This window comes from Bombilactobacillus sp. ESL1092, from assembly GCF_058107465.1.
On record NZ_CM176594.1, the window covers coordinates 203,797 to 229,359 of the forward strand.

General features: G+C 37.0%; 24 protein-coding genes. 5 read left to right on the forward strand and 19 right to left on the reverse strand.

Going from position 1 to position 25,563, the window contains the following annotated elements:
* Positions 1 to 29: 29 nt before the first annotated feature.
* A complete protein-coding gene (locus AC3B6Y_RS01025; RefSeq protein WP_489757862.1) occupies positions 30 to 1,727 on the reverse strand; it encodes a ribonuclease J in 1,698 nt (565 codons plus the stop codon).
* Between the two features lie 254 nt (positions 1,728 to 1,981).
* The gene (rpsO, locus tag AC3B6Y_RS01030; protein ID WP_489757861.1) at positions 1,982 to 2,251 is read right to left on the reverse strand and encodes a 30S ribosomal protein S15; all 270 of its coding nucleotides are present in this window, start codon (positions 2,249 to 2,251) and stop codon (positions 1,982 to 1,984) included.
* A 200-nt stretch (positions 2,252 to 2,451) separates the two neighbouring features.
* Here rpsO and rpsT point away from each other — a divergent pair, with 200 nt between their 5' ends.
* The gene (rpsT, locus tag AC3B6Y_RS01035) at positions 2,452 to 2,703 is read left to right on the forward strand and encodes a 30S ribosomal protein S20 (RefSeq protein WP_489757860.1); all 252 of its coding nucleotides are present in this window, start codon (positions 2,452 to 2,454) and stop codon (positions 2,701 to 2,703) included.
* 22 nt (positions 2,704 to 2,725) lie between these two features.
* On the opposite strand, the gene holA is transcribed toward rpsT, so the two are convergent.
* From holA to AC3B6Y_RS01105, 14 genes are all read right to left on the reverse strand, one after another.
* Positions 2,726 to 3,757 carry a DNA polymerase III subunit delta gene (gene holA, locus AC3B6Y_RS01040; RefSeq protein WP_489791173.1) on the reverse strand — a complete coding sequence of 344 codons (1,032 nt, stop codon included), beginning with the start codon at positions 3,755 to 3,757 and terminating at the stop codon, positions 2,726 to 2,728.
* The gene (locus AC3B6Y_RS01045; RefSeq protein ID WP_489791174.1) at positions 3,744 to 5,948 is read right to left on the reverse strand and encodes a DNA internalization-related competence protein ComEC/Rec2; all 2,205 of its coding nucleotides are present in this window, start codon (positions 5,946 to 5,948) and stop codon (positions 3,744 to 3,746) included. Before AC3B6Y_RS01045 ends, holA begins: the two co-directional genes overlap by 14 nt.
* On the reverse strand, positions 5,941 to 6,546 hold the full coding sequence (locus AC3B6Y_RS01050; protein ID WP_489757857.1) for a ComEA family DNA-binding protein: 606 nt from the start codon (positions 6,544 to 6,546) through the stop codon (positions 5,941 to 5,943). The genes AC3B6Y_RS01045 and AC3B6Y_RS01050 overlap by 8 nt, the downstream gene beginning before the upstream one ends.
* A gap of 46 nt (positions 6,547 to 6,592) precedes the next feature.
* Positions 6,593 to 7,621, reverse strand: coding sequence for a SepM family pheromone-processing serine protease (locus AC3B6Y_RS01055; RefSeq protein ID WP_489791175.1), 1,029 nt, complete (start codon positions 7,619 to 7,621; stop codon positions 6,593 to 6,595).
* Positions 7,618 to 8,118 (reverse strand): pantetheine-phosphate adenylyltransferase, encoded by a 501-nt coding sequence (gene coaD, locus AC3B6Y_RS01060; RefSeq protein WP_489757855.1) that lies wholly within the window; start codon positions 8,116 to 8,118, stop codon positions 7,618 to 7,620. The genes AC3B6Y_RS01055 and coaD overlap by 4 nt, the downstream gene beginning before the upstream one ends.
* 16 nt (positions 8,119 to 8,134) lie before the next feature.
* Complete coding sequence (gene rsmD, locus AC3B6Y_RS01065) at positions 8,135 to 8,686, reverse strand: 16S rRNA (guanine(966)-N(2))-methyltransferase RsmD (protein WP_489757854.1); 552 nt, start codon at positions 8,684 to 8,686, stop codon at positions 8,135 to 8,137.
* Positions 8,686 to 8,994 carry a YlbG family protein gene (locus tag AC3B6Y_RS01070; RefSeq protein ID WP_489757853.1) on the reverse strand — a complete coding sequence of 103 codons (309 nt, stop codon included), beginning with the start codon at positions 8,992 to 8,994 and terminating at the stop codon, positions 8,686 to 8,688. Before AC3B6Y_RS01070 ends, rsmD begins: the two co-directional genes overlap by 1 nt.
* Positions 8,995 to 9,001: 7 nt before the next feature.
* Complete coding sequence (locus AC3B6Y_RS01075; RefSeq protein WP_489791176.1) at positions 9,002 to 10,186, reverse strand: FtsW/RodA/SpoVE family cell cycle protein; 1,185 nt, start codon at positions 10,184 to 10,186, stop codon at positions 9,002 to 9,004.
* 174 nt (positions 10,187 to 10,360) lie between these two features.
* Positions 10,361 to 12,202, reverse strand: coding sequence for a translational GTPase TypA (gene typA / locus AC3B6Y_RS01080; protein WP_489757851.1), 1,842 nt, complete (start codon positions 12,200 to 12,202; stop codon positions 10,361 to 10,363).
* A 69-nt stretch (positions 12,203 to 12,271) separates the two neighbouring features.
* Positions 12,272 to 13,033: an inositol monophosphatase family protein gene (locus AC3B6Y_RS01085; RefSeq protein WP_489757850.1), complete on the reverse strand. Its 762-nt coding sequence runs from the start codon at positions 13,031 to 13,033 to the stop codon at positions 12,272 to 12,274.
* Between the two features lie 117 nt (positions 13,034 to 13,150).
* Complete coding sequence (gene lpdA, locus AC3B6Y_RS01090) at positions 13,151 to 14,572, reverse strand: dihydrolipoyl dehydrogenase (RefSeq protein ID WP_489757849.1); 1,422 nt, start codon at positions 14,570 to 14,572, stop codon at positions 13,151 to 13,153.
* 7 nt (positions 14,573 to 14,579) lie between these two features.
* Complete coding sequence (locus tag AC3B6Y_RS01095; RefSeq protein ID WP_489757848.1) at positions 14,580 to 15,851, reverse strand: 2-oxo acid dehydrogenase subunit E2; 1,272 nt, start codon at positions 15,849 to 15,851, stop codon at positions 14,580 to 14,582.
* Positions 15,852 to 15,877: 26 nt separating this feature from the next.
* Entirely contained in the window at positions 15,878 to 16,855 is a 978-nt protein-coding gene (locus tag AC3B6Y_RS01100) for an alpha-ketoacid dehydrogenase subunit beta (RefSeq protein ID WP_489757847.1), read from the reverse strand.
* A gap of 1 nt (position 16,856) precedes the next feature.
* Complete coding sequence (locus AC3B6Y_RS01105; protein ID WP_489757846.1) at positions 16,857 to 17,957, reverse strand: thiamine pyrophosphate-dependent enzyme; 1,101 nt, start codon at positions 17,955 to 17,957, stop codon at positions 16,857 to 16,859.
* A gap of 197 nt (positions 17,958 to 18,154) precedes the next feature.
* Here AC3B6Y_RS01105 and def point away from each other — a divergent pair, with 197 nt between their 5' ends.
* The 4 genes from def (at position 18,155) to AC3B6Y_RS01125 (ending at position 21,816) form a co-directional block, all read left to right on the forward strand.
* Positions 18,155 to 18,721, forward strand: a complete 567-nt coding sequence (gene def, locus AC3B6Y_RS01110; RefSeq protein ID WP_489791177.1) for a peptide deformylase — start codon at positions 18,155 to 18,157, stop codon at positions 18,719 to 18,721.
* 141 nt (positions 18,722 to 18,862) lie between these two features.
* Positions 18,863 to 19,084 carry a DNA-directed RNA polymerase subunit epsilon gene (locus AC3B6Y_RS01115; protein ID WP_489757844.1) on the forward strand — a complete coding sequence of 74 codons (222 nt, stop codon included), beginning with the start codon at positions 18,863 to 18,865 and terminating at the stop codon, positions 19,082 to 19,084.
* A 3-nt stretch (positions 19,085 to 19,087) separates the two neighbouring features.
* Positions 19,088 to 20,776, forward strand: a complete 1,689-nt coding sequence (gene rnjA, locus AC3B6Y_RS01120) for a ribonuclease J1 (RefSeq protein ID WP_489757843.1) — start codon at positions 19,088 to 19,090, stop codon at positions 20,774 to 20,776.
* Positions 20,777 to 20,877: 101 nt separating this feature from the next.
* Positions 20,878 to 21,816: a diacylglycerol/lipid kinase family protein gene (locus tag AC3B6Y_RS01125; RefSeq protein WP_489757842.1), complete on the forward strand. Its 939-nt coding sequence runs from the start codon at positions 20,878 to 20,880 to the stop codon at positions 21,814 to 21,816.
* A gap of 14 nt (positions 21,817 to 21,830) precedes the next feature.
* Here AC3B6Y_RS01125 and recD2 read toward each other — a convergent pair whose 3' ends face one another.
* The 3 genes from recD2 to AC3B6Y_RS01140 are packed head-to-tail and all read right to left on the reverse strand — an operon-like array spanning position 21,831 to position 25,559.
* A complete protein-coding gene (gene recD2, locus AC3B6Y_RS01130) occupies positions 21,831 to 24,212 on the reverse strand; it encodes an SF1B family DNA helicase RecD2 (RefSeq protein ID WP_489790300.1) in 2,382 nt (793 codons plus the stop codon).
* Complete coding sequence (locus tag AC3B6Y_RS01135) at positions 24,209 to 24,880, reverse strand: tetratricopeptide repeat protein (protein WP_489775286.1); 672 nt, start codon at positions 24,878 to 24,880, stop codon at positions 24,209 to 24,211. The genes recD2 and AC3B6Y_RS01135 overlap by 4 nt, the downstream gene beginning before the upstream one ends.
* Positions 24,881 to 24,896: 16 nt before the next feature.
* Positions 24,897 to 25,559 carry a histidine phosphatase family protein gene (locus AC3B6Y_RS01140; protein WP_489791178.1) on the reverse strand — a complete coding sequence of 221 codons (663 nt, stop codon included), beginning with the start codon at positions 25,557 to 25,559 and terminating at the stop codon, positions 24,897 to 24,899.
* Positions 25,560 to 25,563 lie beyond the last annotated feature (4 nt).

The window sequence follows — 25,563 nt, forward strand, 5'->3', positions numbered from 1 at the left end:
TTTGACTTCTTTACACATAACTTCATTAATTATTGATGACTATGCTGCGCTTTACGATGTCGATTTTGGTTAACTTCCATGATAACTGGCAAGATAACTGGATGACTCTTAGTTTGTTCCCATAAATAATGATTCAAGTCTTCACGAACGTCTTGCTTCAGTTCCGACCAATCAAAGTCTTTATGCAATAAGTTATGTTCTACTGCTCGCACAACCACCTCGCGACTGCCAGCCAGTAATTCCGGCTTTTCTTCCAAACCAGCAAAACCACGGCCTGTAATCTGTGGCTGAGACATAATTTTCTTTTTCTTGCGATCAATAGTTACTACAGCAATAAAGACACCATCTTGGGACAATAATTGCCGATCACGCAAAACAATGGTACCAATATCACCAATGCCCACACCATCGATCATAGTATCACCAGCAGTTACTGCTTGAGCTAAATGAAACTGTTGTTTTTCATAACTTAAAACATCACCATTTTTTAAAACAAAGACATGATCTTGATCTAATCCGGTTTCTAAAGCAATATGCAAATGTGCATCCAAATTACGGTATTCACCTTGAATCGGAACTACATTTTGAGGTCGTAAAATATTAATCATCAACTGCAAATCACTTTTGGCAGCATGTCCCGAGGTATACAACCCCGAGTCACTTAAACTTTTAACTTCACCGCCCGCACGAAAAATCAAGTCCCGCGTTTTGGCAACCGTCGTTTCCATTGCATGTGATGGTGTCGTCGTTAGAAAGACTAAATCGCCCTCTTCAATATGGTAAAAATGATGATGACTAGTAGCCATTTTTTGTAAAATCTTGATTGGTTCGCCCATGCGGCCAGTTTCAATAATGACAACTTGATTTTTGGGTAATTTTTCAGCTTGACGCGCACTGACTAATAAACCATCTGGCACCGTCAAATAATTTAACTTAATCGCCGTCCGTACAATTTTTGATGCACTTTGACCTGTCAACACCACTTTGCGCTGCGTCTTCTGCGCAGCATTAAAGATTTGTTGCATCCGTAAAATATTAGAAGCGACCGAAGCGACAATTATCCGCCCCGTTTGGTATTCAAAAGTTTCCCAAATATAATTATAGATATCCCGCTCATCCGCTGCTGGATAAGGTGATTCGGCATTAGCCGAATCACTTAATAAGGCTAAAACTGGTTCTCGACCAATATCGGCCAAACGCTGATAATCAGTTTGATAAATTGAATCTGCTGATTGATCAAATTTAAAATCACCCGTATAAACCACTTGACCAACTGGTGTCCGAACCACTACTCCCAAAGAATCAGGAATCGAATGCGTTGTTTTGAAAAAGGAAATACTCAATTGCTCAAAATCAATCGCCGTTTGCGCGTCAATTACTTGAAAATTATTAAATTTACGACTATTTTTATTATTTTTAATTGCAATTTTGGCCAACTCAATTGTCAATTTGGAACCAAAAACGGGAATATCATAGTCTCCGACTAAATAAGGTAAAGCTCCAATTGCATCAGCATGACCATGTGTTAAAAAGACCCCGACTACTTTATCGATATTCTCTTGAATATAAGTAAAATCTGGAATCACCACATCAATTCCCAGTAATTCATTTTCCGGATATTGTAATCCACAATCTAAAATAACAATTTCATCCCCGTATTCAACGGCATACATATTTTTTCCGTTTTCTCGTAAGCCACTTAACGGAATAATTTTTAAATTTGCCAAATATCTCACCCTTCTGCTGTTAAGTATTTCAAAATCTTGCAAGATCTTGCTGTCACTTCGTGACTACCTGAATGCGTTTGTCTCATTGTAGCACAACTCTCTAATTTTTTATACAAAACACCAATCTGGAATTGACTTATCACTGTAAAATTTCAAAATTTGACTGGGGGATTGTCAGCAAAGAATTCTCAAATCCAAACCACAAAAAAACTGTTCGAATAAATTCGAACAGTTCCTTAAATTTCGGATAATTATTAACGACGTAAGCCTAAACTTTGAATCAAATTACGGTAACGATTAATATCGCTCTTCCGTAAGTAAGCTAATAAATTACGACGATGACCGATCTTCTTTAACAAACCAACATAAGAATGATGATCCTTCTTGTTGATCTTCAAATGATCGTTCAAATTGTTAATTTCATAAGTTAAAATTGCAATTTGGACTTCTGGAGAACCAGTATCGCCTGCTTTACGACCGTACTTTTCAATTAATTCTTGTTTCTTTGCTTTAGTTATTGCCATGTCAAAAACCACCTTCATAAAATTAATTCAGCTAAACTGTGCTTGCGCCGGTGTCACAACAAACAAAGCATAGCTAATACATAGTTGAATATAACTTAAGCTGTCGAAAAAATCAAGAATTTATTTCAGAATGATTGCAAATCGAAGCTGATTTTAGTATACTTTTAGGGTATTGGGATGGTCACGGAGGTGAATTGAACATGCCACAAATTAAATCAGCTATTAAGCGTGTACGGACATCTGCCAAAGCAAATGAACGTAATACTGCTCAACGTAGTGCAATGCGTTCTACTATTAAGAAGTTTGAAACTGCTGCTGCTAATGGCGCTGAAGATACTCAAGAATTATATCGTCAAGCTGCACGTGCCATTGATATGGCTAAGTCCAAGGGCTTAATTAAACAAAACAAAGCTGCACGTGATAAATCACGTTTGGCCGCTAAAATTAAATAATTAACCCTAAAAAAGACGGACCTTAGCCCGTCTTTTTATTTGTAATGAATGCAATCATGAACAATTCAAATAATTGCGTTTTATTGGCCTGACCTGTCTTCATTTGATAGTCCATTTCGATTAAGTCGGAAAGGGCTTTTTTTAATTGTCCTAAATCGTAATTTTTAATTCGCTGTAACGCTAATTTCACTCGATAAGGATGAATCTGTAAAAACTGTGCCAATTTTCCTTGCGACATTCCCTGACCAGCCAAAATCTTCACTTGCAACAATACCCGAATTTGACTTTGAGCTAATGCTGTCAACAAAATTGGATCATTATTTAGGATCAACAATTGTTGGTATAAACTCTCAGCTTGCCGTAAATTATGCTGTAAAATGGCATCTAACAAATCAAAAACATTATCATCCAAAGACTGGGGCACTAATTGTTGCACCATGGCTAAATCAATAACTTTTTGCTTTTGCGCATATAAAAACAATTTCTTTAATTCTGAATTGGCAAGTGAATAGTCCCCTTTGGTTCGTTGAATTAATGCGGTTAAAGCAGCCGGCACAATTGTAAAGCCTTGAGCCGTAATTTGTTTTTGCAGAGTACTTTGTAAAGACTGAGTGTTTAATTTTTGCACATCGATTACCTGTGCTTTTTGCTTCAATACTTTCGTAATTTTTTTACGCTGGTCTAATTTTTCATATGGTGCAAAAATCACAAAAATAGTTGTTGATTGTGGATCTTGTACATAGTCTATGAGCGCTGCCACATTTTGCTCAATTCCCGTTTTATTTTTATTACCACTCAAAAAGATTGGATTAGTAACTAGTACCAAACGATGCTCACCTAGAAAGGGTAAAGTATTAGCTTCACCGACAGCTTCTTGCACATCGACTTGCTCTAAATCAAATTCCGCCACATTTAACTCTTGTTCTTCCGGCGTCAAATATTGCACAAAAATTTGTCGTACTTGTTGCATCAGTTCACTTTCAGAACCCACGACTAAATACAAGGGTGCGATTTGTTGTTGCTTTAATGATTGTTGTAATTCATTGACTTTCATTTAATTCTTTCCTTGAAAAAACTCGCCATTTCTCCTGGTGGTCATAATTGTAATTCCAAGTAATCATACCATGTTTTGCTGTACTTAAATTAGGAATGTGCAATTTTTTGAGTGTCCGTAGTGTTTCCGGACTAGGATGACCATAACGATTATGGCGCCCGACAGAGATTAATACTAATTTTGGTTTAATTTGTTGTAAAAAGCGTTGAGAACTGGCTGTTTTACTACCATGATGCCCCGCCTTTAAAAAATCAATTCTAGGAGCATGTTGCTTAAATAATTTTAATTCGTGGGCACGATCTAAATCACCCGTAAAAAGCCATTTCTTGCCCTGTAAACTCACTATTAAACTCAGTGAATCTTCGTTTTTTCCATTAGATAAATGTGGAGGCCAGACCACTTGCATAAAATCTTGATGGGGTAATAAAATTTGATCATGGACATGTAATCTAACAATTGCAATTTTATGCATAAACGGTTGTAATTGCCGCACAACTGCCGGTATTTTTTGCATCCCGTCTGCTAAATAAACATGCTTAACCGGAAAATTTTGTAATAAAACTTTCAAATCACCAATATGATCAGCATCTTGATGTGATAAAAACACCCCATCCAAATGCGTAATAGCTCGATACCGCAAGTATGGAATGGTAATAGATTGAACCCGATTATTAGTCGAATGATAGTGACCAAAATTTAATTTTCCACCAGTATCAATCAAATAGGTGCGTTTAAAAAAAGGCGTCGTAATTAAAATACTATCGCCCTGTCCCACGTCTATCAAACTAACTTCACCGGTCATTGGATAGCGGTTAAACAAAATAATGCAACAATAACCAATCAGCAAGCCTAATAAAACTGTTTTGGTGGGATGTTGAGCGATAACTAAGGTCATAAATAACAGCAGTAATAAAACTACCAGATTAATTTTACCAACCGTCACTTGCGACCAGGAAGCATGGGCTAATACTTGAATTGGCGCATAAATCAAAGTAAACAAAGATTCCAGCGGAGTAATCAACCAATTAGCTTGCCTTAAAAAAACACTAATTAAAGTTAGCGGGATAATCATTTTTTCAAAGATCGGTGTCAAACATAAATTAGCTAAAAACGTTAACCAGCTAAAACTGTAATTATGAAAAATTAAAATTGGTAAACTCAATAAATTCATCAGCAATGATTGTTGCCACACCGTTTTCTGTTGCAAGACAATTAAGCCATAAGCTAATAAATAACTCAATTGTCCTGCCAATGTCCACAGGACTTGTGGCATCAAAAAACTATGAATAATCAAAGTCCCCGCAAAGATATCATTGCGGGATAAATACCAACGATATTTCTCATTTAACATTTTTAAAATTTGGCTGATACAAGCTCGCCAAACACCTATACCACTACCGGTTAATACAACAATCGCTGGTAAGCTGACTAAAATTAGCCAATCAACATACTCTTTACGAAGTTTACAAGCCCCTGCCAATTGGCTGATCCAATTAACCAATAAGTAAATATGCAACCCCGAAATACTAAAGATATGAATAATACCTAAGTTTGTTAATCCTTGCCGCAAATCTTGCTCTTGATTATCAAATTGTCCCAATAACAAACTACTAGCATTTAAACGTAACCAATGTGGTAAATGGTACACTTGTAACAACAAGCGATAACGCCAAATGTGTAACCACTCAATTATTCCCCGGGGAGCTCGTAACTTGATTTGAACATGTTGAGCGGTAGCTTGATAATAAATCTTTTGCGTTCGTTCATATTTTTGAAAATCAAATTCTCCTGGATTAGTGGCGGGCTTGATTTTTTGCCAAACAAAATCTCCCTGTAGGATAATAATTTGGGGGGATTTCACTTGAAAATTACTATTGATTCCAACATTAACTTTCTGTGAACCATTAATTTGTCCTTGACCATACAACCAATTAGTTCGGTTGGTAACTTGATCAGGATAAACTGTAATGACATGAGTTTGTGGTTGAGCAATATGCGGTTGTTGACCGATTATCCACCCCAGCACTCCCATCACCGTTAGCAGCACTAAAACTGAATATTTTTGATGGCGTAAGACAATGCCAATCACACCGATACCTAAAATCAGCCACCAAACATTCTGAGTGATTACAAAAGCAATGGTTAATTGTAAAAAAAGAGCTCCAAATAAATACCAACCTCGTTCAAACACACAATTGATCCTTCAAATTGTCCACGGTCTTTTCACCAAATCCTTTGACATTAGTCAGATCTTCCACTTTAGTAAAACTACCATGATCTTGCCGATACTGAATAATTGCCTGTGCTTTTTTCGGTCCTAAACCATTAACTTGCTGCAATTCTTCAGCCGTTGCAGAATTTAAATTAACACTTGCATTGGCTGTCGTAGTCGCGGTTGTGGCAGCGGCATTCGCATTCGGTGCAGCTGTGGTTTGATCTGGGACAATGACTTGACTTTGATCGTGTAATTTTTGGGCTTGATTAATACCCTTGAGATTGGCATTAGCCGTGGGTCCCCCGGCATGTTGAATAGCATCATAAATCCGCGCCGATGCCAATAAATGATAAACTCCCGGTTTATTCACTTCACCTTGCACATCAACGACAATCGTCGTTGGAGATTTTTTAGGAGTAGATTTAACCATGGTTGTCTGTTGCACTGTTGGCGGATCATTTTTCGTAGGTGTTAAGGAGCTGGGCCAAAATTTCCACAATACTACTGCCAAAATTATTAGTCCTCCAACTAACCACTGCCAATAAGCTACTAACCAATTTTTTATTTTCTGCATTCTTCATCACCCAATTTTAATTACAAAAAAAACGCCCCTTTTTTTTCTAAGGATGCGTTTTTAAATAATGAATGGCCTGTTTTAAATTAGAGATTGGTACAACCTTCATCGAAGAATGCAACTTTTGAGCCGTTTTTTTAGCCAATTGATAATTACTTTGGTAATGTGCATCAAGTTTTAATTTAGCTGGCGTTACTGGATCACGTGGTGCAAAAAAGATCTTAGCACCTTTGCGGTCAGCTGCCACCACCTTTTTATCAATCCCGCCAATCGGCCCCACTTGACCTTGTGGCGTAATAGTACCCGTGCCAGCTACTATTTGCCCTTGGGTCAAATTTTGTTGAGTTAATTGCTCGTAAATTTGCAACGTAAACATCAGTCCTGCCGATGGTCCCCCAACAGAACCAGCGTTAATTTTCACCTGAGGATTAGTTTGAACTTGAACTTTATCAACTAATTGAATCCCTAAACCAGATTTCTTTTCATGTGGCAAACGCATCAGTTTTTGATGTGCTGTTTGGATTCTGCCTCGGTGTTGATAAGTAACTGCTACTTTCTCAGTGGCTTTTTTACGTTGAAGATAATGCATTAATCCCTGAGAACTTTGAAAAGCCCGGCCATTAACTTTAGTAATGACATCACCCACGTGTAAAGAATGCTGAAAATGGGAGTTTTTTAAAACTGACAAAACATAAACACCTTGATAGTGTTGCTTAACCGGCCGATGAATTTCTTTAAAGGCGGCAGCAATGGCATTATTACTGGCATTTCTCATATAATACTTCTGCATTTGCGCATATTCAGTTGTATTATCGTTAGCCATCAAATCTTGTTGACTCAAGACCTCATGATAAGGTAAAACGTGCGCTATTAGCCAAGTGATAGGCGTCGCCTGCATCACTTGTACTGTCGTAAATAATAACGGTGACGACTTGCTATGATGATTAACGGTGATCACCTGATCAGTATGACTAGCTGATCCGGGAGACTCAATAAAAGCGGGCAAGGGCAAAAAAAATAGTAACATTAATAATCCCACAACTATCAAAGTTATTAACCAATGTTTAGCTTTCATTGTTGAGACTGCAACTTCTGCGTTAATGCTTTGGCTACGACCTCGGGAACCAACCCATCCACTTGCCCACCGTAAGCAATCACTTCCTTAACCATACTGGAAGATAAATACATATACTGGGGTTTAGCTACTAAATAAATTGTTTCTAAATCAGCATTTTGCAATTGATTAATTTGTTGCATTGAAATCTCATAATTTAAATCATCCGCTGTGCGCAAGCCGCGCACCAACCAATGTGCTTGTAATTGTTGCGCAACCGTGGCTAATAACTGATCAGCAGCCAATTGCACATGAACATTATCTAACTGTAAGGAAGCAACTGCTTGGTTTAATAACGTTAATTTTTCTGTAAAAGAAAAAGTATATTTTTTACTCGTATTATTTAAAATCACTACATATAACTGATCCAATAAACGGCTCGCACGCGTGATAATATCTAAATGACCATTAGTTACAGGGTCAAAACTACCAGCATAAACACCAATTTTTTTCACCATTTCCGTTATTACCTCTTTAATTTAATTGCCATACTTGAACATAGGTCTGATTATATTGCTTGTTTGCAATGACTGTAAATTGCTGCAAATCAGGTGGTTGTAAAGCATAATCCGTTTCAATCACAATAAGGGCTCCCGATGCCATTAAGCCTAATTGCATCGCTTGTTGAACTAATTTTACAGTAACGTGTTGTGCATAAGGTGGGTCGAGGAGTAGCAGATCTAGTTGGACTTGTTTTTGTTGTAAAGCTGTCAAAGCCTTTTCTGCGGTCATTTTTAGCAATTGAAACTGAGATTCAGCATGTGTTTTCAAAACATTAGCTTGAATGGTTTGTTGAGCTTGCCGGCTAGAATCGACTAAATACATTTGTTCGACCCCTCTGGAAACAGCTTCAATCCCCAAAGATCCCGTGCCGGCAAACAAATCACAACCAGTAGTAACAGCGGATAAATATGGCGCCAAAATATTAAACATGGCTTCTTTAACTTTTGCCCCCGTTGGTCGCGTATTACGCCCTTTAACTGGTAATAAATTTAACCCGTGGAAAGTTCCGGCGATCACTCGCATTACTCGTTACCCCCATTATTATTTATCCGTTTATCTTGTTCTTCCGGAATTAATAAACTAGCCACGTTCCCAATCTTATCATCAAAATCCGTTTCTAAATCTTGCCGGGGTGACAATTCAATTTTGGTAACAAATGATAACTTTTCAATGACCTTAATTTGACTCTGGAGATTAGCTTGATCTAAATACATGATGGCATAATTCATTTTAAAGGACACATATATTACTGTCCCAAAACGGCGCAATCTCTTACTAGGATGACTATTAGACATCCAGACAATAATTTCCTGTCGTGGTGTTAATTTCATTAATTCATCAACCTACTTTCTCTAGCTTAGCGGTTCTTTTAAGATTTAAAGAAACATTTAAACAAATTCCAATACAAATTGACAACACTAATTGGCTAGAACCACCATAACTAATGAACGGTAGCGTCACACCTGTAATGGGCAATAAACCTACAACGCCACCAACATTAAACGAAGTTTGTACAAACAACAAGGTAGCAATGCCATAACATAACAATGTCCAATAAGCATTGGTGGAATGCAATCCTAAATAAACAATACGGGCAATTAAAATAAAGAGTAATCCTAAAACTAAAATCACACCAACCACACCCAGTTCCTCACTAATAATTGCAAGAATAAAATCGGTATATGGTTCAGGTAGATAACCCAACTTTTGAATACTATTACCCAGGCCGCGACCAAACAGGCCACCATTATTAATCGCATAATAAGAATTAACCAATTGAATCCCGCCTGTTTTTTCTAACTCAAATGGATGGAAAAAAGCCATTAACCGTTTCAACTTATAAGACGAGTTAGCGCCAACGACTAATTGATGCTTAAACCAAAAATAAGCAATCACAAATAACGCCACTAATATCAAGATTACGGACACAACATATTTCATATCAACGCCTGAACTAAATGTCAGTAAAAAAACAATGGATGCTAAAATAGCCGCGCCCCCAAGATCTGGTTGTAAGAGCGTCAGTAAAATAATCAAGCCCGATAACAAAATGGGAGGAAATAATTCTTGCAACATTGGAACTAAATTTTGTTGGCGAATTCTTAAAGTGCGAGCACTCAAAACTTTAGCCAAGTACAAAATCAAAGCTAATTTAGCCAATTCCAACGGTTGCAAATTAATCGGTCCGATTTTAATCCAAGCTGACGCACCATTAATCATCGAAGTTGGTCGAAAATGCTTTCGTAGTAATAAATAAATTAACAGTACTGTGACACCAATTAAAAAAATTTGTACAAAAAACCGACTTTTTAACAAATCAATTTTAAATAAATAAAATAATAAACATAAACAGAATCCGATTATTACATAAATTAATTGCCGCTTTAAATAAACTAAGTTGGTCATTCCTTGCAAAACCGCTGCATTAGAACTAGCTGAATAGACCATGATTACCCCTAAAGCCGAAAGAACAATAAAAGGAATTACAATCCAATAATCCAAATTTTTCAATTTAACCTTCAATAATCTACTGTCACTCTTTTCTTAGTTTTTTTTATTATATCATTTTTAAAACGATTTATTCTGATATATAAAAAGCAATCTTTCAATCAAATTGGATCGAAAGATTGCCTGAATTACAAATAAAAAATAATCAATTAATTACTTGCTGATGTTCAGCTCATAGCAGTTAAAGTTTTAGTCTTTAACAACTTTCCGCTTTTTATCAGCTTTTTTACGTTCATTAGTATTTAAAATCTTTTTCCGCAAGCGAATACTTTGTGGAGTAACTTCACAATATTCATCTTCATTCAAAAATTCGATGGACTGTTCCAAAGACATCTTCTTTGGTGTTTTAATAGCAGCAGCATGATCCTTACCAGATGCCCGCGTATTCGTCAAATTTTTACCCTTAGTAACATTAACCGCAATATCTTGATCCCGACTACTTTGACCAACAATCATTCCTTCGTAGACATCAACACCAGCACCAATAAATAACTGGCCCCGATCTTCCACAGATTGTAAACTATAAGTCGTTGATGGACCTTGATTAATGGAAACTAAAGCGCCACTGCGCCGGCCTGGTTCCCAGTTTTTAATAACTGGAAGATATGAATCAAAAGCATGGTTCATAATACCGTAGCCACCCGTTTGAGATAAAAATTCAGAAGAGTAACCAATTAAACCACGTGAAGGTGTTAAGAAAGTTAACCGTGTTTGACCATTACCGGTACTTTCCATATTTTTCATTTCACCTTTACGTTGAGCCATTGAATCAATAATTGTTCCAACATATTCATCTGGAGTATCAATTTGCACTAATTCAAACGGTTCACAAACTTTGCCATCAACTTCTTCATAAATAACTTCCGGTCGAGATAACTGCAGTTCAAAGCCTTCACGCCGCATTTCTTCAACTAAAATGGACAAATGTAGTTCTCCACGGCCCGAAACAATCCAAGCACCTGCAGTACCAGCATCTTCAACCTTTAAAGAAACATCGGTTTGCAATTGTTGTTCCAAACGGTCTTGAATTTTCCGAGCAGTTACCAAATCACCTTCACGACCAGCAAATGGTGAATCATTCGCCAAGAAGGTCATTCTCAAGGTTGGTGGATCAATCCGTAAAATTGGTAAAGCATCAGGATGATCTACTGGCGTAACCGTTTCACCAACAAAGATATCTTCCATACCCGATAGGCCAATTAAATCACCGGCTTGCGCTTCTTGGATTTCAACGCGTTTTAACCCAAAGAAACCAAAAATTTTCGTTACCCGAAAGTTTTGTTTTGAACCATCAAGCTTCAAAACAGAAACTTGATCACCAATTTTAATCTTACCACGAAAGACACGACCAATGCCGACACGACCAACATAATCATTATAGTCTAACATCGCAACTTGAAATTGTAAGGGTTCATCACTGTTGTCAACAGGAGCGGGAATTGTCTTTAAAATAGTATCAAAAACTGGCTTCATTGTATGCTCTTGTGCTTCAGGATCAGAGTCATAACTAGAAGTTCCATTAACAGCTGAAGCATAGACTACTGGAAATTCCAATTGATCTTCATCAGCACCCAAATCAATAAACAATGATAAAACTTCGTCCACTACTTCTTCCGGACGGGCACCAGGACGGTCAATCTTATTGATCACAACAATGGGTGTTAAATGTTGATCTAAAGCTTTTTTCAACACAAAGCGAGTTTGTGGCATGGTACCTTCATAAGCATCAACAACCAACAAAACACCATCAACCATTTTCATAATCCGTTCGACTTCGCCACCAAAATCGGCGTGTCCCGGAGTATCCAAAATATTAATTTGCGTTCCTTGATATTTAACAGCAGTATTCTTAGATAAAATTGTAATTCCACGTTCTTTTTCAATGGCATTGGAATCCATTGCTCGATCGCCTAATTCCATATGTTCAGGCAATGTATCTGATTGTTTTAAAAGTTCATTAACTAATGTTGTTTTTCCATGATCGACGTGAGCAATAATAGCAATATTGCGAATATCTTCTCTTGTTTTCAAAACTTAGCTTCCTTCCATTGGATCTCAGTGTATAAAAAAGCTGTGATACATACGATCACAGCTCATCAACTAAGATAATAGTTTCTTAGCTTCTTTTGTTGCGCGTTCTGTTCCGATAATTACAGTTTGTGATTGTAACATATTTATTGGGGTGTCGTCAATGGTTTGCACTTGGAGCCCAAGCGAGCAACCAATGGCCCACCCAGCCGCTAAGTCCCAAGGTTGCAGTTGTGAGATATACAGAATTTCTTGTTGATTAATCAAATGTAAAAAACTAATGCCTGCACTGCCATAAATACGTAAACCACAACTTGTTTGTCTTATTTTTTGATAATTAGTCTGATCTAAAAAGCGATTACTAATCATCACTAAGCCTTCTTTTAGATGGCTATTAGCTAATGTTGTTAGGGTTTGACCATTCATAAAACTCCCAATTTTAGGACCACCGTAATATAATTTGTCTGCCATCACATCCGCTATAGCTCCAAATACTGGGTTACCGTTAAAATAAACGCCAATCATTGACACAAATTGATCATGTAACTTAACGAAATTCATCGTTCCATCAATTGGATCTACATAAAAAATCAGTCCACGCACATCATGAATTTGATCTCCAAATCCTTCTTCACTCACAAAACGTGCTTGTGGAAATTGCTGTTTCAAGTTTTGAATGATCAACTGTTCAATATTAATATCTCTTTCAGTTACTAGATCTGTTCGGCCCGATTTTTCTTGTACTTGCTTAAAAGTACGATTACTTCTCAATTGTTTTTGAACCTGTGTCAATATATATAAAACTTGCTTTTGTATCCTCAATAAGTCAATCATATATAGAAAATCCTTTGTCATATGTCATAAAATAATAACCATTTCAACCCAATTTTATGGCAAAACAACAAAAAAATCGACGCATAACGCCGATTTTTTCAGAATTAATCAATAAAATTAAATATTGGTTGGGTAACCCATTAACACATCTGCTGCTTCTTGAATTGGTTCACCTAAAGTTGGATGTGGATGAATAGTTAGAGCAACATCTTCCTCATTCAATTGACAATTTACCAAAACACTTAATTCGGAAACTAAAGTACTTGCACTTGGTCCAACTACTTGTCCACCAAGAATCGTACCGGTCTTCTTATCAGCAACTAATTTAACAAAGCCATCAGCACTATCTAATGATACAGCGCGCGCATTACCAGCAAATGGGAACTTAGCAGTCTTAACTTCTTTGCCTTGTTCTTTAGCGTCAGCTTCAGTTAAACCAACACTAGCCATTTCAGGATCAGTAAAGCAAACTGCTGGAACACTTAAGAAATCATTGGCTGTCTTTTCACCAGAGATAGCACCTGCAGCCGTCTTACCTTCAAAGAAGGCTTTGTGTGCTAACGCAGGACCAGCTACAATATCACCAATAGCATAAATATTTGGTACATTAGTACGACCCTGTTCATCAACTTTGACCAAACCACGATCAGTTAATTCAACACTTGTCATTTCCAAACCAAAATTATCAGTATTTGGTTTACGTCCAACAGAAACCATTACATAATCAGCTTTAATTGTTGAAGCTTTACCGTCAACTTCATAAGTGACAGCAACATCATTTTTAGAAGATTTAGCCTCTTTAGCCATGGCACTTGTAACGATATCAATACCCTTAGCTTTCAAATTCTTTTCAACAATTTTAACCATGTCGCGTTCAAAATTAGGAATAATCTTATCCGTACCTTCAAGAATAGTAACGTGTGACCCTAAATCAGCAAAGGCACCAGCTAATTCAGTTCCAATATAGCCACCGCCAACAATGACTAATTCCTTTGGAACTTCTTTAACATTTAATAAACCAGTTGAATCAAGCACACGATCGCCAAACTTAAAGCCTTTAATTTCAATTGGACGACTACCAGTGGCAATAATCAAATTCTTAAATTGAATAGTTTGACCGCCACCATTATCCATAAATTGTTTAGGTCCAGTAGACATAACCCGTAATTGATGATCATTGTCTAAGAAAGCTTCGCCTTCGACCATTTCAACTTTATGCTTTTTCAACAACATTTTAACGCCATTAGTCATACGTTTAACAACTTTATCATCTTTCCAAGCTTGAGTCTTGGAAAAATCAAGTTTTACATTACTAGTGGCAATCCCATAAGTTGAGCCATCTTGAGCTTCATGTAAACGATGACCTGCTTGAATCAAAGATTTAGAAGGAACACAACCAACATTTAAACAAACGCCACCATAATATTCTTTTTCAATAATAGTAACTTTTTGTCCTAATTCAGCTGCTCGAATAGCTGCAACATAGCCGCCAGGTCCAGCACCGATAATGACAGTATCTTTTTGTTCTACATCAGACATACTTTGATTAACCCTCCATCAATAACATTTCTGGATCGTGTAACAAACTCTTCATCATGTTCAAAGCTTGTTGTGCCAAAGCACCATCAATCAAACGATGATCATAACTCAAGGAGAGTTTCAACATATTACCAACTTTAATAGAACCATCTTCAGCAACGTAAGGCTCTTTAGCAATCTTACCCATACCTAAAATAGCAACTTCAGGTTGGTTAATAACTGGTGTAAACCAACCACCACCAATAGAACCTACATTACTAATAGTAATTGAACCACCACTCATGGCTTTAGCACTTAACTTATTATCATAAGCTGCTTGGGTATTTTCAGTAATTTCTTTAGCAATTTCGAACATACCCTTAGAATCAGCATTCTTAATGTTTGGTACATATAAACCATGATCTGTATTAGTAGCGATTCCAATGTTGTAATAATGCTTATAGACAATTTCATTAGTTGAACTGTCAATGGAAGCATTAAATTCAGGGAATTCCTTCAAAACAGCAACTACTGCTTTAACTAAATAAGGCAAGAATGTTAACTTAATACCTTTATCAGCAGCAATTTGTTTATATTTCTTACGATTAGCCATTAAAGCTGAAACTTCAACATCGTCAAAGCTTGTAACATGTGGCGTAATCTTTTTACTTTCAGACATTGCTTTAGCAATTGTCTTCCGTGTCATACTCATCTTTTCACGAGTTTCAAGTTCAGGTTCATCAGATTGATATGGCTTAATTGGTGTAGCTTCAACTTCGGCAGTTGCAGCTGCTGGAGCAGGTTGAGCAGAACCGTTAAAGTTATCTACATCAGCTTTTGTAATTTGACCATGTTTTCCTGAAGGAGTAACTTGTGCCAAATCAACACCCTTATCACGAGCATATTGCCGAACAGATGGCATTGCTAAATAATCTTGATTTGCTTGTCCTGTTGGTGCAGCTGCTGGAGCTGGTTGCGCTGCACTTTTATCATCAGCAGCAGGTTTCTCAGCAGCATCAGCTGTATCATCTTTAGAAACATCATCATCAGGTGTGTCAGGTGAACCGTCATCAATAATAACTAACGGATCACCAATTTCAACTGTGTCACCTTCTTGGGCAACAATTTGTTTAACTTTACCTGCAACAGGTGAAGGTAATTCAGAAACTGATTTATCATTTTGGATTTCGACTAAAGAATCGTCTTCTTTAACGTCGTCGCCTTCTTTAACTAACCAGTTAGCGACTTCACCTTCAGCCATTCCCTCGCCTAATTCCGGAAGTGTAAATTTAAATGCCATGAATTAATCCTACCTTTCAATTCCGATTAGTAATTTAGAATTTCTTTTGCTTTAGCAACAATTGCATCTTTACGAGGAATCCAGACTTCTTCACCCAAAGCAAATGGGTAAACTGAATTAGGTGCAGCAACCCGACCAATTGGTGCATCCAAAGACATAATAGCATCTTCAGCAATCGCAGAGGCAACTTGTGCACCAACACCAGCCATTTTTTGAGCTTCTTGGATTACAACTACATGATGAGTCTTTTCAACTGATTTGAAAATGGTTGCTGTATCAATTGGAGAAACAGTCCGTAAGTCAATAACTTCTGCAGAAACGTTATCCTTAGCTAATTCTTCAGCAGCTTTTTGAGCTTCTTGAACTTGAGCACCATAAGCAACTAATGTAATGTCATTACCTTCTTGAACAACATTAGCTTGATCTAGCGGTACAGAGTACTTTTCATCAGGAATATCATCTTTCATTGAACGATATAATTTCAAGTTTTCCAAATAAAGTACGGGGTCATTATTTTCAATAGAAGAAATTAATAAGCCTTTAGCATCATATGGATTACTTGGCATTACAACTCTCAATCCAGGTACGCCGACAAAGAAGTTTTCAAAGTTATCTGAATGCATTTCAGCTGTATGTGTACCACCACCATATGGTGAACGAATAGTAATTGGGCTTGTCTTCTTACCATTAAAGTGATAACGCATCCGGGCCATTTGACCAGCAATAGAGTCAACACCTTCTAAGGTAAAGCCAGAAAATTGGATTTCTGGTAATGGCCGCCAGCCAGTTAAACCTAAACCAATTGACAGACCCAAAATACCAGATTCAGCTAATGGGGTATCAAATACTCGGTCCTCACCATATTTTTCTTGAAGACCTTGAGTAGTTCTAAATACACCACCATTTTTACCAACATCTTCGCCGAAAATCAAAGTCTTAGGATCATCTTTTAATTCAATATCTAAGGCATCTGTAATAGCTTGAATATATGATTTTTTAGTCATGTTATTTGGACTCCTTTTCTTCAAATTCAGCAATTTCAGCTTGCATTTCTGGAGTAGGAACTTCGAAAGTCCGCTTCAACATATCAGAAACTTTGTCTGGTTCGACTGCATCAGCTTCTTTTAATGCATCTTTAAATGAATCTTTATATTGTTTAGTTAATTCTTCTTCATGTTCATCAGTCCACAATCCCTTATCAGTCAAAATCTTGCGCATTCTGATTAATGGATCGCGGTCTAACCATGGTTGTTGTGCTTCTTTAGAACGATAACGACTTGGATCATCACCAGCAGAAGAGTGAGCACCATAACGGTCTGTCAAAGTTTCAATCATAACAGGACCATTACCAGCTAAAATATACTCACGAGCAGCTTTAGCAACACTATAGCAAGCCAAGATATCCATTCCGTCAACTTGAACAGCAGGAATACCAGCAGCAGCAGCCTTTAAGGTTAAAGCCTTGGCAGCAGTTTGTTTTTCTCTTGGAACAGAAATAGCATAGTTGTTGTTTTGAACGATAAACAAAGCAGGAGCTTGGAACGCACCAGCAAAGTTCATACCTTCATAGGAGTCACCCTGAGAAGTACCACCATCACCAGTATAACTAAAGGCAATTGCATCTTCGCCATTTTTCTTTAAGCCTAAAGCTACACCAGCTGTTTCTAGATAAGCCGCACCAATGATGATTTGTGGCATCAAAGCACGAGCTTCAAATTCGTTACCCTTAACATGACCACGTGACCATAAGAATCCTTCGGTTACTGTAGCACCATGTTGAATTAATTGAGGAATATCACGGTAAGCAGGCAGAAGGAAATCTTGCTTCTTCATTGCCATAACTGTTCCCATTTCAGTGGCTTCTTCACCAGCTGTCGGAGCATAAAAACCCATCCGACCTTGGCGAGAGAAATTCATCGTCTGTTCATGTAGTGCACGTTCCCAGACCATTTTTTCCATAAATTCCACTAATTGTTCATCACTAAAACTGTCAAATACAGTCTTATTAACAACCTTTGCCTTTTCATCGACAACTTGAATTGGATCAGGAAATTCTGAAAGATCTTGCTTAATTTTGGAAAAATCAACAATAGACTTATTTGCCATATTTTACCATTCCTTTCGCAACCTTCAATTTTATTTGTAAGGGTTTCCAGAAAGTATTTTAACATTTTTTAGAATTAAATCCAAGGGATAATTCCAACTAATTTTGGTAAATTTTTTTTAGTATTGGCACTCTATAAATTGAGTATGCTATTATTATTCATAATAATATTATGCTAACAAAAGAGGTTTAATTTTTTATGTATATGATGAAAGATATTACCCGTGATGGTAATCCTGTTTTAAGGCAATTAGCCCAACCTGTCCAATTTCCTTTAAGTCAAAAAGATCAACAACTCGCACATGATATGATGGAATACTTAATCAACAGTCAAAATCCTGAATTTGCACAAAAGCATCATTTACGTGCTGGTGTGGGTCTAGCTGCTCCACAAGTAGGTGTTTCAGAGCAAATGGCTGCCGTTTTAGTTCCTAATGAAGATAATGACTCAGACAAAGATTATGCACTAAAGATCACTTTAATTAATCCAGTGATTATTTCCAATTCTGTCCAAAAAGCCCAATTAGCTGAAGGCGAAGGCTGCCTATCAGTTGACAAAGATATTCCGGGCTACGTGCCACGAAGTGCACGGATTACCATTCGTTACCAAGACTTTGATGGTCAAACCCAAACTATGCGTGTTAAAAATTATCCAGCAATTGTTTGCCAGCACGAGATTGATCATTTAAATGGACATTTATTTTACGACCATATTAATATGTCCGCCCCATTTGCTTCTGAAGAAAATACGATTATCATTTCTTAATTAGTCTTTTCAATGCTCTGATTTTGAAGGGAGTTGTTTATATACAAGCAACTCTAGATGTGATACCATTTGTTTAACTGTTGATTTAATCAACCACTGACAACGTTTAATTATTTAATTAAGAATTAAAGGAGAATTCCATTGATCTACAAAGTTTTATATCAAGCTAATAATGTTCAAAATCCGCGTCGAGAAACTACCGAGACTCTTTACACAGAGGCTGAATCTGCCATTGATGTTCGCTCTGCAATTGAAGAACAAACTGATTACAATATCGAGTCAATTGAAGAATTAACTGGTAATTATTTGGAGTACGAACAAAAAAGTCCTAATTTTCAATTGACTAAACTCTCGGAGCTTTAGTATATGAATTTGAATATTAAGCAAAATGAAGTTGCAGTTTTTGCCATTGGTGGTCTCGGCGAAATTGGCAAAAATATGTACGTTATTCAGTATCAAGATGAGATTGTTGTCGTAGATGCTGGTATTAAATTTCCTGAAGATGAACTTTTAGGAATTGATTATGTTATCTCTGATTATCAATATTTAATTGACAATCGTGCAAAAATCAAGGGTTTATTTATTACTCATGGTCATGAAGATCATATTGGTGGTATTCCTTACTTTTTACAAAAAGTTCCAAATGTTCCTATTTATGCGGGTCCGCTCGCTACGGCTTTAATTAAGGGGAAGCTAGAAGAACATGGCTTACTAAATTCTACTGAAATGCATGTTCTTCAAGAAGATGATGTTGTTTCCTTTGATAAATTGAGTGTCGAATTTTTTAGAACCACGCACTCAATTCCAGACACGTTAGGTATTGCTGTTCATACACCGCAAGGAACTATTGTCCAAACGGGAGATTACAAATTTGATTTGACACCCGTAGGTAACCAACCAGCCCCTAATTTACAAAAAATGGCTAAGTTAGGATCTGAAGGTGTTTTACTACTACTATCTGATAGTACTAATGCGGAAATTCCTACTTTTTCTAAATCTGAACGCTTTGTAGGTAATACGATTCACCAAATTGTTGAACGCATTGATGGTCGAATTATTTTCGCCACTTTTGCTTCCAACCTGTATCGAGTTTCTCAAGCAGTCGATGCTGCCATGCAAAATGGACGGAAAGTCGCAGTTTTTGGACGTAGTATGGAACAAGCCATCGTTAATGGACGAGAGTTAGGTTATTTAGATATCCCGGATAGTGAATTATTAGACTCCGCAGAAATTAGTAAATTACCGGCTAATAAAGTCATGTTATTATGCACAGGCTCTCAAGGTGAACCCATGGCTGCTTTGAGTCGAATTGCAAATGGCACTCATCGCCAAATTTCGATTCAGCCCAATGACACAGTGATCTTTTCGTCCAATCCCATTCCGGGTAATACGATTAGTGTAAACCATCTAATCAACGAATTAGAAGAAGCTGGCGCCAATGTTATTCATGGCAAAGTTAATAACATTCACGCTTCTGGTCACGGTGGTCAAGAAGAACAAAAATTAATGTTGCGCTTAATCAAGCCGAAATATTTTATGCCCATTCATGGTGAATACCGCATGCTCAAGATTCACACCGAATTAGCACAATTATGTGACGTCCCCAAAGAAAATACTTTTATTTTTGAAAATGGTGATGTCTTGGCGTTAACCAAAGACTCAGCACGTAAAGCTGATCATGTTCCTGCTGGCGACGTTTATATTGATGGAAATGGAATTGGTAATATTAGTAATAAAATTATCCAAGACCGTCAAATATTGTCCGAGGAAGGTTTGGTAATTGTGGTAGCTACTATTGATTATCAAAAAGGGCTCGTTTTATCAGGACCCGACATTCTCTCGCGCGGATTTGTTTATATGCGCGAATCTGGTACTTTAATCAATCAAGCACAAAAGCATGTTTTCCACACAATTAAAACTCACTTAGATAACAAACAAAATCTTTCCGAAGCAACTTTAAAGCAGGATATTATTGATAATTTACAAGAATTTTTGTATCGTCGAACCGAAAGACATCCAGTCATTTTACCGATGATTGTTTCCGTCGAAGTTTAAAAAAATTCAAAAATCATAAAAAAGCTGAGAAGTTTTTTCTTCTCAGCTTTTTGTCTGCTAAAATAAGACTATCACTTATTAAACTAGAAAGGGAGTTGCTTATGGACAACAGCCGTGTAAACTTTTTTATAGTGGTTAATCTACACGCTGCTAGCAATCACGCTAAATATTGTCTAAAAAGATCGACCAAATACTTAAACCAATTGCGTCAAAGCTATCAAGTATTCACCACACCACCACAAGGAGCACAGACATTAGTTAAAAATTTAATCAATCGGCGCTTACAATCACAACAAAAAATTATTATTATTGGTGGTGATGGAACTTTAAATCAAGCCATTAATGGTGTCAAGCAGTCTAATAGGCCCAACACACCACTCGCCTATTTACCTGCTGGTTCAGGTAATGATTTTGCGCGCGCGTTGAATTACAAACCGCATCATGAAAAACAAATTTTACAAAATCTTTGTCACCAGCCCACCAGCAAAGCATTAAATTTAGGTCAGGTTACTTATCACCAGCAAAAACTATTCTTTATTAATAACTTTGGCATTGGTTTTGATGCCAATATTATTCAACTGACCTTAACTTCACCTTGGAAAAAACGATTTAATCAGCTCCACTTAAGTAAATTAATCTATGTTTCCCAAATTTTCAAGGCTTTCAAGCGTCCTACTTTTTCGGTTAAATTAACATTTAACAATCAATCTATCACTTTAAACAATATTTTTTTGTGCGTGTTAGCTAATCAACCTTATTTTGGCGGCGGTGTTCCCCTAATCCCCCCTGCAAATCTGCAAGAAAAAAAATTAAGTTTAGCCACGGCTCAGGCGCATTCCTGGAAAGCGCTCTTTAAACTAGTTAAACAAGTTTTTCTAACAGGGGATCACTTACAAAACCCAGCTGTGCACCACTTTATTCTTCAAAAAGCACACCTGCAAATAAATTCTCAGCAATTCATCCAAGTGGATGGTGAATTAGTCAAAGAGCATATCTTAGACTTAGACATCAATTGTGCTGAACAAAACTTTTGGTTATAATCATTTCGTGTTACTTAATTTTTTAAAAAATCTGTCGGTTTTAATCCATTTAGCCCAATTAATGGGTCAATTTGTTGTTCTAAAATCATTTTTAAAGTTAACGTTTGTGTTTTTGGATCAGTAACTTCTGACGTAGTAGTTACTGGTTTTTTTAATGCAAAAACTTCCTGCAAACGCGCTGCTAAACAAGTTTGCCGTTGACTGGACTGATCAGCAATGGCTTGCCGATAAGCACTTTGATTGCCCAGCAGAATTAACTTGGACTTAGCCCGTGTAACTGCTGTGTATAATAAGTTTCTTTTCAACATGCGCGATTGCTGTTGTACTAAAACCACAATGACCAAATCAAATTCACTACCTTGAGCTTTATGAATTGAGGTACAATACGCCAAAGTAATATTATTAAGATCAGCCCGTGCATAAGAAATTTCACGACCATCAAAATTTAAATGAATTAAATCGCCCTGTTTTTTGTTGGGATTATCTTTAGCTAAAGTAATTCCTGTTACCAATCCTGTTTCGCCATTAAAAACATTTTTTTCAACATTATTAACTAATTGAACTACCTTATCGCCAATCCGGTATTCAATTTTGCCAAAGTGAATAACTTTACTGTCTGGCGTTAACGGATTCAATGTTTCTTGCATCACCTGATTTAAATGATCGATTCCCGCTGCTCCGCGATACATAGGTGCTAAAATCTGAATATTACTCAAATCAAAGCCTTTTTGCTGACTCCTTAAAACGATTTGCTGTAAAACATGCGCCACCTGATATGCGTCACAATTAATAAAACTGCGATCGGCAAAATTTTGAAATAATTGTTCAGTAACTTGTCCTTGATTAATTTGATGTGCTAATTCAATAATCGTTGAATCTTGATTTTGGCGATAAATTTTGGTTAAACAAACTGTTGCAAAAACTTGACTAGCAATTAAATCCGAAAACACTTGTCCTGGTCCAACCGACGGTAATTGATCACGATCACCAACTAAGACCACTTGCATTCCCGCGGGCACCGCTTGAATTAGTAAATCAAATAACTCCGTATCTACCATCGAAACTTCATCAATAATTAGCAATTGACCTTGAATTTCATTAACTGTAATTTCTGTCGGATCTTCTTGACCAGTCAAACCTAGTAAACGATGGATCGTTCCAGCTGGCAACCCCGTATTTTGCATCAGATGTTTGGCTGCGCGACCAGTTGGCGCCGCTAACACAATGGGGAAAGGCTTGTCTTGATAATCATCGGGATCTAACGAACAATGATGAACTTGAGCAAAAGCATTGACTAAGCCATTAATAATCGTAGTTTTTCCAGTACCGGGGCCCCCCGTTAATAGGACAACAGCATTCGTTAGTCCTTGATATATTGCTTGTTTTTGATTGTCATCATAACTAATATGCAACTGTTGTTCAATTTGCTGTAACACTGCCGCTAATTTTTTAGCAGACAAATTCTCCGGGACAAACTGTGACTGTAATAACTTTAATTGCTGAGCAATCGACCATTCTTGTTCGTATAAAGATTTTAAAAAGTACCGCTCTGGCGCTTCAACACAAATACGCCCTTGCTGAATTAAAGCTTTCAAAGCCGTTATGATGGACGATTGTGTAACTGGAGTCAAATTAGCAATATTAATTAATTGTAACGTTCCATTAATTAACTCTGTTTGTAAACAATAAGTATTGCCCGTCGTATTAACATTTGTTTGCAGCGTTTGAATGACCGCCGCTTGAATACGTTTCGGATCATCAGCTGCCAGACCAAAAGTCCGTGCTAACTGATCAGCGCGACGAAAACCAACGCCTTTAATATCATCAATTAACCGGTACGGATTTTGATGCAAAATATCCAAGGTTTCCTCTTGATAACGATGATAAATTTTAAATGATAATTTATTACCAAACCCCAGCTGATTTAATTGTAAAATAATTTCTTCCGTTTGATAAGATTCCTGCAAAACATCAAGCAAGAGCTTTTTTTTAGCCGCACTTAACGGCAACTGTTGTACTACTTCTGGATTATTAATAATGACTTGAATAGCTTGATCACCTAGTAAATCAACAATTTTTTCAGCTGTTTTTTTACCAATCCCTGGAAATTGTTCACCAGAAAAATATTCAATTAATGCTTTCGAACCATTAGGTGTTTCCTTTTGATAGCGTTCACACTTTAACTGTTGCCCATATTTAGGATGGGTTACTAATTGTCCAAAGAAGCGATAATTTTGCTCCGCTGTCAATTCTGCAAAGGTACCTGTTACAACAATTTCACTGTCGGACCAAGCAAAAGAAGTTTCTTGAACTTTGATGAGCATAATTTTAAAAAAGTCTTCAGGTTTTTCAAAAAAAACCGCTTGAACAGCGCCAACTACATAGTCTTCACTCATTTATCTTGATCATCTTTCTGCTGTGCTTGTACGTAACGTTCAATCTCCGCTAATTGCTGCTGATGCTGCTTTACATAGGCAGGATCTAATTGTTGTGCTTGTTGAAAATGTTGTGAAAAATGACGATCACCATTGACCATTTCACACAACGCCAATTTAAAGTAACTCTCCGCTTGTGGCTTTAATTGTAATGCTTGTTGATAATAAGTTTGCGCCTGTTGGAATTGTTGTAATTGTATTAATAAGTCCCCCACCAACAAAAAATTAGCAACCACCTGCTTATTGTGATCTAACGCTGTTAAAGCATAGACTAAAGCCTGCTGTAATTGATTATTCTTTTGTGCTGTTTGAGCTAATAAATAATACGCATCACTTAACAAATCAGGTTGCTTAATTGTCATTAATAAAGCTTTGGCACGGTCTAATTTGCCCGCTTGGTAATAAATCACAGCCAAATTATAATCAATTTCTTGGGCCTTGGGAAATAATTGTTTAGCTTTTAATAACAGCTCTTCCGCTTCAGCTAAATCACCACCCGCTACTAAATAACTTGCTAACTGTAAGAACCAAGTTAAATGTGTCCAGTCAGTTTGCAATGCTTTAGCTAACAATTCAACTGCTGCCTGCTTGTGACCTGCTTGAAATAATTTAGCTGCTCGTTGGTTCATTTCGTCAACTCCATTTTTAAATAGTATCTGTCTGATCTAAGTTACGATGTAAATAACTCGTATCATTCCACTTAATTAAATCAAAGGTTTGACCATAATCTTGCGTTGCTAAAGTGGTTAAACCGGTATTAGACATGCCGCCTTCTTTGCGCATATCTTTTAATGATACGCCTAACAAAGCTTTAATCATTGCTACTAAGGCTGCTCCATGACTGACTAACAAATAAGTTTGATCGCCTTGAACATCTTGTTGGGCTAAATCTTTAATAAATTGATCGGCTCGGGCAATAACTTGCGTAAAAGTCTCACCGTTGATTAGGCGCGGATCATATTGACTGGGATCGTTGCGAAAAGCCCAAATTAATTGCGGATATTTTTGTTCTGCTGAACTAAATTTTTGTCCTTCTAACAGACCCAAATCAAACTCTTTCAAAGCCGCCGTCGTTGTCACCGGAATACTCCCACCCAAATCTTGAGCCAAAGTAGTGGCTGTTATGTATGCTCTTTTAATCGGACTTGAATAAATATGATCAATCTTTTGGTCGGATAAGTGTTGTGCTAATAAACTGATATCGCGATAACTTGATTCTAGTAAAGGTGAATCACCCTTTGCTCCTTGATAACGCCCCTCAAAATTCCATTGTGTCTTACCATGTCTCACAAAATAAAATTTAGTCATAATC

Coding starts and splice junctions, on each gene's coding strand:
- AC3B6Y_RS01135 (WP_489775286.1), bottom strand. CDS start 24,880: ATGAACCAACGAGCAGCTAAATTATTTCAAGCAGGTCACAAGCAGGCA.
- rsmD (WP_489757854.1), bottom strand. CDS start 8,686: ATGCGAGTGATCGCCGGAACTTTCCACGGGTTAAATTTATTACCAGTT.
- recD2 (WP_489790300.1), bottom strand. CDS start 24,212: ATGAGTGAAGACTATGTAGTTGGCGCTGTTCAAGCGGTTTTTTTTGAA.
- AC3B6Y_RS01105 (WP_489757846.1), bottom strand. CDS start 17,957: ATGGCAAATAAGTCTATTGTTGATTTTTCCAAAATTAAGCAAGATCTT.
- coaD (WP_489757855.1), bottom strand. CDS start 8,118: ATGGTGAAAAAAATTGGTGTTTATGCTGGTAGTTTTGACCCTGTAACT.
- AC3B6Y_RS01085 (WP_489757850.1), bottom strand. CDS start 13,033: ATGATTGACTTATTGAGGATACAAAAGCAAGTTTTATATATATTGACA.
- AC3B6Y_RS01100 (WP_489757847.1), bottom strand. CDS start 16,855: ATGACTAAAAAATCATATATTCAAGCTATTACAGATGCCTTAGATATT.
- AC3B6Y_RS01095 (WP_489757848.1), bottom strand. CDS start 15,851: ATGGCATTTAAATTTACACTTCCGGAATTAGGCGAGGGAATGGCTGAA.
- rpsO (WP_489757861.1), bottom strand. CDS start 2,251: ATGGCAATAACTAAAGCAAAGAAACAAGAATTAATTGAAAAGTACGGT.
- AC3B6Y_RS01055 (WP_489791175.1), bottom strand. CDS start 7,621: ATGAAAGCTAAACATTGGTTAATAACTTTGATAGTTGTGGGATTATTA.
- AC3B6Y_RS01125 (WP_489757842.1), top strand. CDS start 20,878: ATGGACAACAGCCGTGTAAACTTTTTTATAGTGGTTAATCTACACGCT.
- lpdA (WP_489757849.1), bottom strand. CDS start 14,572: ATGTCTGATGTAGAACAAAAAGATACTGTCATTATCGGTGCTGGACCT.
- def (WP_489791177.1), top strand. CDS start 18,155: ATGTATATGATGAAAGATATTACCCGTGATGGTAATCCTGTTTTAAGG.
- holA (WP_489791173.1), bottom strand. CDS start 3,757: ATGAAAGTCAATGAATTACAACAATCATTAAAGCAACAACAAATCGCA.
- AC3B6Y_RS01050 (WP_489757857.1), bottom strand. CDS start 6,546: ATGCAGAAAATAAAAAATTGGTTAGTAGCTTATTGGCAGTGGTTAGTT.
- rpsT (WP_489757860.1), top strand. CDS start 2,452: ATGCCACAAATTAAATCAGCTATTAAGCGTGTACGGACATCTGCCAAA.
- AC3B6Y_RS01070 (WP_489757853.1), bottom strand. CDS start 8,994: ATGAAATTAACACCACGACAGGAAATTATTGTCTGGATGTCTAATAGT.
- AC3B6Y_RS01140 (WP_489791178.1), bottom strand. CDS start 25,559: ATGACTAAATTTTATTTTGTGAGACATGGTAAGACACAATGGAATTTT.
- rnjA (WP_489757843.1), top strand. CDS start 19,088: ATGAATTTGAATATTAAGCAAAATGAAGTTGCAGTTTTTGCCATTGGT.